Source organism: Bacillus sp. A1 (assembly GCF_042296235.1).
Classification (GTDB): Bacteria; Bacillota; Bacilli; order Bacillales; family Bacillaceae; genus Bacillus; species Bacillus velezensis.
In genome coordinates this window covers 1,337,444-1,350,688 of record NZ_CP141181.1, presented here as the reverse complement: position 1 = coordinate 1,350,688, position 13,245 = coordinate 1,337,444, and the positions used below count along the sequence as shown (strand labels likewise).

Annotated in this window: 13 protein-coding genes, 1 pseudogene and 2 riboswitches; of the genes and pseudogenes, 3 read left to right on the top strand and 11 right to left on the bottom strand. The window is 44.9% G+C overall.

Annotated elements, in window-relative coordinates; translation table 11 throughout:
* Nucleotides 1–3: 3 nt before the first annotated feature.
* From U2H13_RS07075 to U2H13_RS07060, 4 genes and pseudogenes are all read right to left on the bottom strand, one after another.
* Nucleotides 4–1,173 carry an anti-sigma factor domain-containing protein gene (locus U2H13_RS07075; RefSeq protein ID WP_014417566.1) on the bottom strand — a complete coding sequence of 390 codons (1,170 nt, stop codon included), beginning with the start codon at nt 1,171–1,173 and terminating at the stop codon, nt 4–6.
* Nucleotides 1,170–1,925 carry an RNA polymerase sigma factor SigI gene (gene sigI / locus U2H13_RS07070; RefSeq protein ID WP_003154719.1) on the bottom strand — a complete coding sequence of 252 codons (756 nt, stop codon included), beginning with the start codon at nt 1,923–1,925 and terminating at the stop codon, nt 1,170–1,172. The genes U2H13_RS07075 and sigI overlap by 4 nt, the downstream gene beginning before the upstream one ends.
* 276 nt (nt 1,926–2,201) lie before the next feature.
* Nucleotides 2,202–3,100: pseudogene (locus U2H13_RS07065) on the bottom strand (TerC family protein).
* A gap of 130 nt (nt 3,101–3,230) precedes the next feature.
* Complete coding sequence (locus tag U2H13_RS07060; protein ID WP_376700807.1) at nt 3,231–3,866, bottom strand: DedA family protein; 636 nt, start codon at nt 3,864–3,866, stop codon at nt 3,231–3,233.
* A 543-nt stretch (nt 3,867–4,409) separates the two neighbouring features.
* Between U2H13_RS07060 and U2H13_RS07055 the strand changes: the two genes are divergently transcribed.
* Together U2H13_RS07055 and U2H13_RS07050 are read left to right on the top strand one after the other, a co-directional pair.
* Nucleotides 4,410–5,291, top strand: coding sequence for a Ku protein (locus tag U2H13_RS07055; RefSeq protein WP_109566897.1), 882 nt, complete (start codon nt 4,410–4,412; stop codon nt 5,289–5,291).
* A 2-nt stretch (nt 5,292–5,293) separates the two neighbouring features.
* Nucleotides 5,294–7,129, top strand: coding sequence for a DNA ligase D (locus U2H13_RS07050; protein ID WP_121984205.1), 1,836 nt, complete (start codon nt 5,294–5,296; stop codon nt 7,127–7,129).
* A 9-nt stretch (nt 7,130–7,138) separates the two neighbouring features.
* Here U2H13_RS07050 and U2H13_RS07045 read toward each other — a convergent pair whose 3' ends face one another.
* From U2H13_RS07045 to U2H13_RS07030, 4 genes are all read right to left on the bottom strand, one after another.
* Nucleotides 7,139–7,693, bottom strand: coding sequence for a hypothetical protein (locus tag U2H13_RS07045; RefSeq protein WP_007407215.1), 555 nt, complete (start codon nt 7,691–7,693; stop codon nt 7,139–7,141).
* A 178-nt stretch (nt 7,694–7,871) separates the two neighbouring features.
* On the bottom strand, nt 7,872–8,336 hold the full coding sequence (locus U2H13_RS07040) for a MarR family winged helix-turn-helix transcriptional regulator (protein WP_007610911.1): 465 nt from the start codon (nt 8,334–8,336) through the stop codon (nt 7,872–7,874).
* A gap of 142 nt (nt 8,337–8,478) precedes the next feature.
* Nucleotides 8,479–8,661: a Fur-regulated basic protein FbpA gene (locus U2H13_RS07035; protein WP_003154731.1), complete on the bottom strand. Its 183-nt coding sequence runs from the start codon at nt 8,659–8,661 to the stop codon at nt 8,479–8,481.
* 89 nt (nt 8,662–8,750) lie between these two features.
* A complete protein-coding gene (locus U2H13_RS07030) occupies nt 8,751–8,906 on the bottom strand; it encodes a hypothetical protein (protein ID WP_003154733.1) in 156 nt (51 codons plus the stop codon).
* Nucleotides 8,907–9,099: 193 nt separating this feature from the next.
* On the opposite strand from U2H13_RS07030, the gene tnrA reads away from it, so the two are divergent.
* Nucleotides 9,100–9,432, top strand: coding sequence for a MerR family transcriptional regulator TnrA (tnrA, locus tag U2H13_RS07025; protein WP_003154734.1), 333 nt, complete (start codon nt 9,100–9,102; stop codon nt 9,430–9,432).
* 35 nt (nt 9,433–9,467) lie between these two features.
* Here tnrA and mgtE read toward each other — a convergent pair whose 3' ends face one another.
* The 3 genes from mgtE to U2H13_RS07010 form a co-directional block, all read right to left on the bottom strand.
* Nucleotides 9,468–10,823, bottom strand: coding sequence for a magnesium transporter (gene mgtE, locus U2H13_RS07020; RefSeq protein WP_007407216.1), 1,356 nt, complete (start codon nt 10,821–10,823; stop codon nt 9,468–9,470).
* Nucleotides 10,824–11,057: 234 nt separating this feature from the next.
* Nucleotides 11,058–11,223, bottom strand: a riboswitch (M-box (ykoK) riboswitch).
* 106 nt (nt 11,224–11,329) lie between these two features.
* Nucleotides 11,330–11,467 (bottom strand): transcriptional regulator SplA domain-containing protein, encoded by a 138-nt coding sequence (locus U2H13_RS07015; protein ID WP_003154740.1) that lies wholly within the window; start codon nt 11,465–11,467, stop codon nt 11,330–11,332.
* A gap of 88 nt (nt 11,468–11,555) precedes the next feature.
* The gene (locus U2H13_RS07010; protein ID WP_014417561.1) at nt 11,556–12,818 is read right to left on the bottom strand and encodes a glycoside hydrolase family 18 protein; all 1,263 of its coding nucleotides are present in this window, start codon (nt 12,816–12,818) and stop codon (nt 11,556–11,558) included.
* Between the two features lie 148 nt (nt 12,819–12,966).
* A riboswitch (TPP riboswitch) is annotated at nt 12,967–13,080 on the top strand.
* The last annotated feature ends 165 nt before the right edge of the window (nt 13,081–13,245 follow it).

The following is a 13,245-nucleotide window of genomic DNA, read 5'->3' as shown; positions in this document are numbered from 1 at the left end:
AGCTTATTCGCCGGGACTTCTCGGCGAATTTTGATATTTATCGGCATTCTCCTTTCCGTGCCGGTAGCCGTTCGGATTCCTTCGGTCTGACGAATCTTCATGATGCCGATAGGATTCCCAATGTTCATTGCGATCATGATTCCAGTAATGATTGTAATACTTTTGCTTAGGCTCTTTGTCATTTCCGTTTTCCTGAGGATTTTGTGTTGGGGGCTGCTCTGTTTCCCCATCTTGTTCCTTCTGTGTGTTTTCCTCTGATCCGGAAGCTGCATTTTTTTCGGTTTGCTGATTGCCGTCCTGACTGTCCGGCTTCGCTTCTTCCGTACCGGGCGTTGTTTCATTGTTTCCCGGCTTCTCTGCTGCCTTTTCTTCATCAGGAGCTGTCTTTTCATCAGCCGCCGGCTTGTCTGTGTCCGGCTGCTCGCTTTGATCAGCGTCTGTTTCGGTATCTTTTTGATCTGTTTCATTGCCGTCGGTTTGCTTTTCAGGCTGTTTTTCTTCTGTTTTCTTTTCGTTTCTTCTTATGTAGCTGCCTGTTGACATCCCTTCCTGTTTTGCTTTTTCTCTTGTTTCCATATCAGATTCAAGCGATTGGACCTGGTAGGTGCCCTTATATTTTTCAGTCATGTCGGCCAGCTGTTTTTTAACGCCTTTTTTATATGTATTGTCATCTGTATTTTCATAAACCGTGGAAATTAAAATCTCTTTTGATTCCTTTACATATCCATGCTTGCTGCAATCGGTAATAATATTACTGATGACTTCCTTAAAATCGCTGCTTTTCCAATCTCCGATGTCACTGATGACCTGTTTGGCGTCATGGTTCAGCGGTGTCAGTTCAATGACTTCATATTTGCTGTTTAAAGCCATTTCAATACTGGGATTAATGTCAAGCGTCATATACGCGTAAGCTTTGTTATCCGAAAAAACCGGGAGCAAAATTAAAATAAACAAAATAATAGCAGTCATCGTAAACACTCCCAATTTAAAAGGGCGCAGTTTCAGAAAATCAAAAAAGCTGGCCCTTCTTCCCATACGCGTTTCGCCTTCAAACGTAATTTCCTCTCCGATTTCACAAGTGCGGTGATCATTTTTTGTTTTTAAAAATTGTCCGTCAGGGGTTAGCAACGTGACGAATTTTTTATTTTTCTCTACTATGATCCCTCTTCTCATGAGTGCAACACCCCTTTAAGATAATCTTTTAAATAAATATAATCACCGGTAATAATAATACTCATGGCGATGATATATTTTCGGTTCCGTTCGATCGTTTTTCTGCTGACCGACACGAGCTGCTCCAGCTGTTTGACAGGAAGCTGTTTTTTCTGGTGCAAAATGGACGCCAGCTCTTCATTTTCAACAAGCGTGTAGGCTACCTTAATCGCATTCTGCCTCGCATCTGTATGTTTCGGCGATTGTTCCAGCAGCTCTTTAAAAGACAGCCCGTATTCTTTGAGCTGCTTCTGAAAAAAAAGAATTTCTTCCCGGCGCTGTTCCTGCTCTATCTGTTTGCGGTATTCATCAATGGAAAGCTCCGCTTCGATAAGGCTCTGCGAAGATTCCTGGTCGTCGCCTTCCTGCACATCCATATTGATATGCTGAGCGGTTCTTGCTTCTTTTCTGATATAGTCTATCACTTTTCTTTTTATAATCAGCTCTGCAAATGCAAGCAGCGAATTACCTTTTTCAGCCGAATACTTTTCAATGGCTTCGTTAAACGCGATCAGCCCGATGCTGAATTCGTCGTCTTTTTCATCTATATATCGTTTACAAACGGATGAAACCGTCTTCGCGATAAAAGGCTTATATTGCTGTATTAAATCGTTCTGCAGATCTTTGTCGCCTTTTTGTATTTTTTCAACAGATGTTTCAAGCGTTTGCTTCTTTTTTCCCAATTTAAACAAAAGGCTAAGCACTGGTTTCACCTCAGTTCCTCCCTATAACTACTCATAATCATAGCTAATTTAGTAGGGATTCGCAAAGGAAGAAAAAGAGAAATCGATTTCATTTGTCTCAATTATGACAAGCCAATAAGACGTACTATACATGATTTCGTGCCCCCATGCAGAATTAAGGGGGTTTTCTCTGTGTTTTTTGTAACAATGCTGTTATAAAATTGTTATCATATGTCTTAAATGTAAGCGTTTCAAACAAAAAAGGGAACCTGCTTTTTAAAAAGCCAGACTCCCTTTTTGATCATTTTACGCGTGTTCTCTTTTTTCCGATTCCGCGCCAGACTCTATTTGTTTTGCTCCTGACATAAACCATCCGCAAACCGCGATGGCAGCCAGAACCGCCCAGAAAATGATTTTCCAGGCCGCCGAATGGATGACATCTGCCGGAATTATACCGAGTTCCTCATGGGCCAATGTATAAAGAGCGAGCTTTACTCCTACCCATCCGACAATCACAAATGCCGCCGTTTCAAGGCCCGGCCTGGTTTTCAGTAAGGATACGAACATTGATGCCGCAAAACGCATAATGATTAAACCGATTACGCCGCCAGCTAAAATAACGAGAAACTGACCGCCGTCCAAGCCGCCGATGGCAGGAAGCTCTGTTCCCGGGAGCGTTACGGCAAGCGCGACCGCAGCTAAAATGGAGTCAACGGCAAAAGCGATGTCCGCGAGCTCCACTTTCAAGACAGTCTGCCAAAACCCGCTTTCTTTCTGCGTTTTCTGACCGGCGTTATCTTTAAATACATACCGCTTCAGCAAATGGCTGACCGCAATGTAAAACAGATATAAAGCGCCGACGGCCTGGACCTGCCAAACATTCACCAGAAAAGAAATGGCGAACAGCGACCCGAAACGCAAAATAAATGCGCCCGCCAATCCGTAAAATAAAGCCTTCTTCCTTTGTTTTTCAGGAAGATGCTTCACCATCACAGCCATCACCAGCGCATTATCCGCCGCCAAAATCCCTTCCAGCCCGATTAAAACGAGAAGAACCCGTCCATACTCCAATAATAATGCAAAGTCCAATCCATTCCCTCCGTTTCTTTTTTCTATCATCCGAGCTTATACCGGCGGTTTTTTTACGCAAAAAAGACCTTTGCCGATATAAGGCAAAGGTCTTGCTAGACATGAATGATTGGCATGCCAACAAAGCCGATGGATATGATCCATGAATTGACGACTTTGTTTCCGGAATATCCGGACGCTACTCCCCTTTGGGATTTCAAGAAATATTTGTTTATACGCTCATGATAAAGCCTGTTTCATCATTTGTCAACGCTTAACTTTTTTAACAAATTGAGAAATTTTTTCTGTTTTGGCCCGCTGTTTTCTTCTCTTTAAAGACATCCAAAGAATGAGAAGCAACACAATGATTATACCGAGCGGCAGCATATATTGATCGAGAATGGAACCGACGCTTTTCCAATTTTCCCCGAGTTTCATTCCGAGGTATACGTAAGCAAATGTAATCGGCAGCATCGCTGCATATGTATATAGGGAGAACACCCAGACATTCATCTTCGCAATGCCGCACGGCAAAGAAATCAGCGTCCTGACCCCCGGTATAAAACGGCCGCTGAACGCGACCAAACCTCCGTGCTTCTGAAAGAAATCATCTGATTTCTGCAGGGATTCGGGTTTTATCCATATATACTTTCCATATTTCAGCAAAAACGGCCGACCGCCCAGCCTGCCGATTCCATATAAGACAAGCGGACCTGAAACACCGCCGAGCGAACCGGCAAACACGGTCCCGGCAAGCGTCATATCCCCTTTTGAGACCCAATAGCCCGCAAGCGGAAGAACAATTTCCGCCGGGATGAATTCTATACTGAGCGCCAAAAAAATCCCGGCGTAAGATAAGCTTTTAAACGCCTCTATTATTGATATGATGAAATCTTCGATGATCTATCACTCCCGGCTTACGTCTATATTCCGAAACTTAAGAATGATTTTAACACAAAACCTTGAGGCTGAAATATCTTTTAGACATGCCCGTTATAAATGTGAGTCGTTTCAGATCGGTATAGCGGGAGGGAATAAGCGCAATACAACGTCCCGCCTGTCTCCTGATTGCTTGTCTGGCGGCGTTTACATCACTGAAGATCTCCGGAAAAGTTACCCTTCGCGGTAAGCGGCGGCTGACCGTGGATTCAGTTCATATGGGAGCGGGAAATTCTCTCAGTCACTACATGGGAATGCGTGGGCATTTCCCGGGGAATGATTTTGTATAATCTTTTTGATTACCACTGATGATTTTCAGGGACTTCAGCGCTTTAAAGAACTTACCGATTCACTGATTGTAAATAGAGAATTCATTTGCTTTTCAGCCGACCATTTCCGCCTGAGGAAATGGAACAGCCGCTCCATGAAGCGCCGCATCACCCATAAGTTGCTACACATGGAACGGACCCGTTTATCCACAATAAAGACAAAAAGGAGTTTTTATTCATGCACACGATGTGGAAGGGTTCGATCAGTTTCGGTCTCGTCAATATCCCGGTCAAGCTCTTTGCGGCCACTGAAGATAAAGATATAAAATTCCGCAGTCTTCATAAAGAAGACCATGCGCCGATTAAATACGAAAAAATCTGCACCGGATGTGAAAAAAGTCTGGAACCTGATGAAATCGTGAAAGGCTATGAGTATGTAAAAGGGAAATACGTCATTATGACAGACGAAGACTTGAAAGACGTAAAACAGGAACATGAAGAAAAAGCGGTTGAGATTGTTGACTTTGTCCAGCTGCAGGAAATTGATCCGATTTATTTTAACCGGTCGTATTATGTCGGGCCGGGAGATAACGGCACAAAAGCCTATACACTTCTGCGGGAAGCGCTGAGGACGACGGGTAAAATCGGGATTGCCTCCATTACGATCCGCTCTAAACAGCAGCTTGCGATTCTTCGCGTGTATGACAACTGCATCGTGATGGAATCCATTCATTATCCGGATGAAGTCAGAAATGCCGGACATGTGCCGGGCGTTCCCGAGCAGACAGCCGTTAATGAAAAAGAGCTGCAGACGGCGATTACGTTAATTAATGAACTGACAACCGAGTTTGACCCGGAACAATACGAAGACACATACCGGAAAGCCCTTCTCGCTAAAATTAACGATAAGCTCGAACATGAAGAAGCGGGCGTGACACCGGCTGCTGCCGGCCCGCGCGAAGATGTCATTGATCTTGTCAGCGCGCTTCAGGCAAGCATTGACCGGACGAAGCGGCCGGATCGCGAACAGGCTGCACCGGCGCGGACAAAAGACGCCGCGTCAGCAGGCGGCAGAGGCAAAAAGCAAAAGACGACCAGACAAAAAGCCGGAACATCTTAATCATGGTGCTGACGATGCAGCCGATTTTGACCTCTGTACCGCCTGAAGGCAGTGAGTGGCGCTATGAGGTAAAGTATGACGGATTCCGCTGTCTTCTCCGCATAGACGAAAGCGGCGTTACATTAACCAGCAGAAACGGACAGACGCTGACGAATCAATTTCCAGAAATCACGGCTTTTGCGGCCCGGTGTTTTCAGCACATGAAAGACAGGTTCCCCATTACGCTTGACGGAGAGCTTGTCTATTTAATCAATCCGTACAGAGCGGACTTTGAGCATCTTCAAATCCGCGGACGTTTAAAACGGACGGAAGCAATTGAAAGCACCGCTGATAGACGGCCGTGCCGCTTTCTGGCATTTGATCTCCTCGTTCTGGAAGGCGCCGGCACCGTCTCATTACCGTATGTGAAACGGAAGCGCGCCCTTTCCAAACTGTTTAAAGAAGCAAATCTTCCCGCCTGCCCTCATCACTTAGCGGAAGAAGCGATTCAATACATTCCGGAACACACTGACTTTGATGCGCTTTGGGACAAGGTCGTCCGCCATGACGGAGAAGGTGTCGTAGCAAAAAGAGCATCAAGCGGCTGGGCGGAAAATAAACGCTCTCCCGACTGGCAAAAGTATAAACATATGAAAACGGCACATGTGCTATTAACCGGGTTTAATCCGAAAAACGGGTATGTAACAGCCTCTGTTTTAAAAGACGGCACCGTCGTCCCGATCGCTTCCGTTTCCCACGGCATGCAGGCGGAAGAAAAAAACGCCGTCAGAACCATTATGGAGACCCACGGAAAAAAACTGCCAAGCGGCGAGTATACACTTGAGCCTTCTATCTGCATGACCGTGCAGTATTTAACCATATTGCAGGACACGCTGCGTGAAGTATCTTTTGTGTCTTTTCAGTTTGAAATGGATTGGACGGAATGCACGTATCAGCAGCTCACCCTCCGCTCTAAAACGCTGCCGCCGAAGCTGCAGTTCACAAGCCTGGATAAGATCGTTTTTAAAAAACGTGAAAAAACGAAAGCAGATTTCCTTAGTTATATGGTGAAAATGAGCGATTTTCTTATGCCCTTTCTTAAAGATCGGGCCGTCACGGTGATCCGTTATCCGCACGGCGCGCCTGGCGAATCTTTTTTTCAAAAAAACAAACCGGACTACACGCCGGACTTTGTCTCAAGCGTGTTTGACGGGAGCCACGAGCACATCGTATGCAGCAGCATACCGTCACTTCTATGGCTGGCCAATCAGCTGGCGCTTGAATTTCACGTTCCGTTTCAGACAGTGCATTCTGAAAGACCCGCAGAGATTGTCATTGACCTTGATCCTCCGTCAAGGAATGATTTTCCTATGGCAGTGGAGGCTGCGCATGTGCTGAAACAGCTGTTTGACTCATTCAGCATTACGTCATTCCCGAAGCTCTCCGGAAATAAAGGCATTCAGCTCTACATCCCGCTTTCACCGGAAGCATTCAGCTATGAAGAAACCCGTGCGTTCACAATGCTCATCGCCGATTATTGCGTCAGGACGCGCCCGGATCTTTTTACGACAGAGCGGTTTATCAAAAACCGAAACGGCAGGCTCTACCTAGATTATTTGCAGCATGCCGAAGGGAAAACCATTATCGCCCCCTATTCGACCCGGGGCAACGAATTGGGAACGGTTGCGGCTCCCCTTTATTGGAGCGAAGTCAACTCCTCTTTAACACCTGATGATTATACGATCGATACAGTAGTGAACCGCGTCAGGACAGAGGGAGATCCGTTTTATGATTTTTACCGGAATCCGCAGGACGGCCCGCTTTCAATCGTGCTTGAGCAAATCAAGAGGAAGAGCTGACGCTTTTTGTCAGCTCTTTTCAGTCTGATACGTGCACATCAATTTTTCTTTGGAAATAAATAAATAGCAGGAGTAAGGAATGTTTTTGAGGGTGAGCTGTTTTGCAGTAAAGTATAAAATCGGAATATGGGCCGCTTTCTTAAACAGCCTGTAGCAGCCGCTGGACGGTTTTATCACATCAAAACCGAGTCTCGCCGCTCCTTTATGAAGCATTGTAATGCCGACGACTCCCTTAATCTCGTCTTTCCGTTTATGCTGGTTAATATAATCCGCTAAATGAGGCATGGATTGATATACCTTCTGATATAGCATAATCCCCCTTCTGACCGCGCTTTCAATAGGCTGCAGCTCTTTCAGGAGTTTGACATTATGAAGATGAATCTTAACTAACACGTCGTTTTTTTTAATTCTGGTTCCGTCGCTCAGGATGACTTCTTTTCCTTTATATCTTGTCAAACGGACGCGGAATACATTCGATTGCCGTTTATCAATCAGCGTCAGCCGGGTAAAGAAGAAATAAAGCGGATCAAGTAAGTACCATATAGACAGCAGACAGCTTCTCACATGTTCACCTTCTTTATATTCAAAGCACCCTCATATTTTGGCATGGGGCATGTCACATTATGATTGGTAAATAATGATGCCGACCTGTATCAGCTTATGCAAAAACCGCTTCAGGCTCTACTGTCCGGAACAGAAAAAAACACTCTTCGTGAAGAAGAGTGTTTGTATCCGCTTTCTTTTAACGGAAAAGCAAATGCTGGCTGTGAATTCCCGCTTTTTTCAGTAAGGCTATCAGCTGTTCCTGTTCTTCAGGCATAAGTCCTGAAAACGCTCTCGCAATTCTCAATGAATGAATCGGATAAATTTTATCCAAATACTCGTTTCCTTTATCAGTTAAATGGGCGTAAACAGACCGTTTGTCCTTCGGGTCTTGTTCTCTGACCAAAAACCCGTTTCTTTCAAGCTTGTCGATGACATAGGTGACATTCCCGCTGACAAGCAAAAGACGCGACCCGATTTGCTGAAGCTTTTGCGGTCCTCTCGTATAGAGCAGCTCCAAAACGGCAAATTCAGTCGGATTAAAACCGTGTTCTTTACTGTCGCGGATGCTGTGTTCAGACACACTCTTGAAAGCCCTTGCAAAAACTTTGTACAAATTCATCGAACGCATCACTTCTTCTTCGTTAAATGATAATCTCATCATATCTACCCCGTATTTAAGATTTTTATAAAAAAATAATGTAAACCCTTACAATTCATAAGAGTCGTTCTTTGTTTTATATTCTATTCGTGCCGTTTTTCAGAATTCCTTCTTTTTTATATAAAAAAATACCCTTATACATCATTTAATTTGTATAAGGGTTCCGTTCTTTATAGGGAATGTTCCGAAAAAAATACGCGTATTCCTTTCTCAGCTCCGTAATTGTCATGGAATTGAGTATTTCTTTCGTATAGACTCCGATCTGCAGAAGCTTTTTGGAATAATGGTTTCTCTCTTTGTCCAATGCATTTTGAAGCAAACGACTCATGGCGGCCTCCTTTGTTTTCCGTTATTCTATGATCAGAATAACGCTTTTATATCAAAGACGTATAAAGCCATTGTAAAACTTCTGTAGGATTATGATGTTTTTCGGTAAAGTCCGTTCTGGACGGCTCTGAGCAGCGGAAAAGCATGTTCCCCGGCAAGCTGCATGAACGCCTCCAGCATTTCATCGCGTTTCATATCTAATTCAATGATTTCTTTTGCCAGCGAAACCGCTTTTTCTTTCTCCATTCCTATCCTTCCTCCTCATTGTGTCTGTACAGTAAGCATAAAACGGGGCAAAGGACCATGCATTAACCTTGTCAATTTTTCTGCCGCTTTTTTTCTAAAATTTTCTATTCCGCGTCAGAAAACCTGACAAGCGTCAGGTTTTTTCTCTTTTTTTCTTATATAATATGAGTAAAAGACATCCAGGGGTGGAAAAATGACGACAGACGAACAATCTTACAAAGATAAAAAAGTAATCTCGATCGGCATTGTAAGCGAATTAACCGGATTGTCAGTCAGACAGATCAGATACTATGAAGAACGGAAATTAATCTACCCGCAGCGTTCATCACGGGGAACGAGAAAGTATTCCTTCGCGGACGTTGAGCGGCTGATGGATATTGCCAACAAGCGGGAAGACGGCGTGCAGACGGCTGAGATTTTAAAAGACATGCGAAAAAAAGAACAGGCTCTCAAAAACGACCCGCAGCTCCGCAAAAAAATGCTGGAAGGACAGCTTAATGCTCATTTTAAGTATAAAAACCGCTGATCAAAAAAGTCCGCCTCCTGTGAGACGGACTTTTTTTATAAAGCATGAAGAAATGCAGTTGCAATGCCGAAATAAATTAATAAGGACAAAATATCGTTCAGCGTCGTAATCAGCGGTCCTGATGCAATCGCCGGGTCAATGTTCAGTTTATGAAGAATAATAGGGACGATCGTTCCGGCCATCGTACCGATAATCAACGTTGCAAGCAGCGATGAACCGACGACAAAACCGAGCGTTAAGTCTTTCTGCCAGACGGTTGCGACAATCGTAATCGCGATCGCACAGACGATGCCGATATAGATACCGGTTCTTAATTCACGGAAAATCAGTTTAAAGATGGTTTTTTTATTCATTTCTTCTTTAGCCAGTCCTCTGATGACGACGGCGAGTGACTGTGTGCCTGTATTACCCGTTGTTCCCGCAATCATCGGCATGAAAAATGCGAGGGCGACTACTTTTTGCAATGTATCTTCAAAATAATTCAGAATGCTTCCGGAAATCAATCCGATAAACAAAAGCAGAATGAGCCACGGCAAACGGCGGTACGCTGCAACGTACGCTTTCGTATCAAATGTAATCGCCTTACCGGAGGCTGCGAATTTTTCGTAATCTTCATCGGCTTCTTTAATCACGACGTCAATAATATCATCGACAGTGACAATACCGACAAGCACATGATTTTCTTCCACGATCGGAATGGCTAAAAAGTCATACCGCTGGATCAGCCGGGCGACTTCTTCCTGGTCTTGGAGCACCCCGGCCGAGATGACACGTGTAAACATGAGATCCTGCACTTTATCGTCAGGCTCGCCGAGAATTAAATCTCTGTAAGAGAGCACTCCGACAAGCTGCTTGCTGTCATTAATCACGTACAAATAATTTATTGATTCTGCGATTTCTGCAAAGCTTTTCAGCTTCACGACCGCATCTTTTACTGTATAATGCTGCGGAATCCAGACGAAGCGGTTCGTCATCATCCGGCCCGCCGATTCTTGCGGATAGTTCATCAAAAGCTGTACGGCCTTTGATTCCTCAGCTTCCATGCTGGATAAAAGCTGTTCTTTCAGTTCTTCATCCATCTCTTCCAGCAATGCGGCGAGATCGTCGTTATCCATTTTATTCATTGCGAGAGTGGCTTTCGTTTTACCGACTTTATGCAAAACGGCAAGCTGAAATTCCCGCTCCAGCTCTCCGATCATGTCGGTGATGTCATCAACCGTCATATATGACAGATAGCGGGCCCGGTGCTTTTCCGGCATTTCTTTAAACAAAAATGCCATGTCATAGGGCTGAAGCTCATCTATCATGTTTCGGAATTCTTTTATTTTTCCGTCCCGCAATAAAATGATAATGCGTAATATGAGTTCGTCATAGGTCATGTTTTGGACCATCGGGACTCGTACCTCCTTTACGGAGACGCGCCGTCCGTCAAGGGAAGTGCGGCGGTTTGTCTCCTCATCATGTCGTCACTGGTTATCTGGCTGTATATGGGTACTTCTTCTGACATACTCGAATGGGGAGAATCCATACTCCGCACCTCCTTATCATGCTCAGTCGTGTACGTTTTGAGGCATAAAAAAAACCTTCCGATATGAAGGCGAAAACAAGCACGGCAAATAAACGTGCGGGGCCTCCAATCGTAGAGCTTTAGCACTGTATGGCATAGGACAGCCATCCAGCTGCGTTAAGAATCACCTTATGTCGATGATTCCTGTTGACCCATTGGCGTCTTTGGACATTTTTGGGCAGCAGCGTATCTCCATACAGGAGCCTCACCTAACGAAGTTCTTATTTGAATTGACACACTGAGATTACAGAAAAAAAAGGAATGTGTCAACCTTAAATTTGTGATTTCAGCACATGCCTATAAAATAAACGGAATAAAGGCATAAAGCCCTTATTCCGGCAAATCGCTTTCATCCTCTTCTGAAAGGAAATGATAGGATTCATGCAGCATGAGCGCGTACTCCCCTTCTTTTGTCGGATGCGGTACATACTCAGCCTCGTTGATATACTGCTCTTCCCTTTTCTTCATATGACAGACCTCCTGTTCAATTTTAGATTGTCCAAAAGAAGACCCGTTATCATAGGAAAAAAAATCACTTGCGGAGGGGGACATGCAGCTATATTTTTCGGATCGTGAAAAAGTTCCTAAGCAGCCACGGGCCCGGTTTGAAACCGAGCGTTAATTGCCACGCGCCGATCGCCTGCAGTCCGAACTCCCGAATGAGAACCATTTTTTCACTCATGCTCCGTACATCCTCAAACCACACTTCATGCGTTCTTCCATTTTCATCAGTATACCGGAAGTAAGGGGAACGCTCCTGCTGAGAATAACGGATCACTGATTGATGCTTCATGGCCGTTTCCATGGCGCGCTGATTGGAGATGGCGGATCCGATCGTTCCCGGACGGTACGGAATCACCCAATCATACCCGTACAGCGGAACACCGAGAATCACTTTTCTTCTCGGCACCCTGCTGATGGCAAAATTGATCGTTTGCCTGACCTCTGTCAAAGGCGCCACGGGTCCCGGCTCACTGCCGGCGTGGTGCCAGTCGTACGCCATAATGAACATATAATCGACGACGGCTCCGATTCCGCCGTAATCATATCCCCTCAGCCACGGCACTGCATCACTTGTTTTCGCCGGAACCGATATCGTTAACGCGAGCTGATGCTCTGAAAGCCGGGTTTTTAACTGTCGGAGAAATCCTGTGAAGAGGTCCCTGTCAGCTTCTCTGACCCGTTCAAAATCGATATTTACACCGCCGTATCCCTTTCTTACGGTTAAGGAGACGATATTGTTGACGAGATTCGTTCTTGCCGTCGGATTTTGCAGCACTTGATGGGCTAACTCCGGACTGAATCCCCCTTCTGTCAGATTCGTAATGACGGCAAGCGGGCGCACTCTGTTCTGCCATGTGGTTTCTATTGCGGTTCTGTCGTTTAAATCGTTAATGATATCTCCGTTCGGTCCAAAATGATATTCAAACAAAGAAATCGCCGAAGAATACGGCGCAAAATCATTAATTAGCTCTCTATCCGCTTCAGGCGTCCGAATGACATAAAATTGCAGGGTTCCCGCAAGATAGTTAGAGATATCAGGGATCTTCACTTTCATACCCGCCCGCAGCCGGTTCGGCGGAATATCCGGGTTTGCCTGCATCAGCTGCATCTGCGGCACATAAGCCTTACCTGCGATAACGGCATACGTATCATTCGGCTGAACCGTATATTCATTAAGAGGGATTAAAAGCGCCTGCCCCGGAACGATATTCGTTTCCTCAAGCCCGTTGACGCTTCTGATGCTGTCAACAGGGTATCCGTACTTTCTGCTGATGGAAAATAACGAGTCGCCAGACTGCACTGTATGAACAAACATAGATGTCCTCCGTTTCCTTTTGATCAAAAGGGCTCTTCTTATCTTTATGAATGATCATCCGGTCCGATTCCAAACTCTGTTTGGAGAAAGGCTGTTTACAAATCAGACATGATCAACTATGATGATGTCATCATAAAAAACTGTATAGGAAACGCACTAGGGGTGCTGTTATCGGCTGAGATAAAACATGCGGCAGGCGTGTTTTGATCCCTTATAACCCGATCTGGATAATACCAGCGTGGGGAAGTGCAGATTGACCGGAGCGCAGGGTTTTTCCCCATGCGTTTTCGTTCTGCTGCTGCATATTCCCTCGGATATGCAGTTTTTTATTTTTCATTCAAAAACGGGGGAGGACACTGCAATATGAAACTGAATATAAACCGCCTGTAACAAAATCAACTCTTTCATACATACGACTATCCGATAA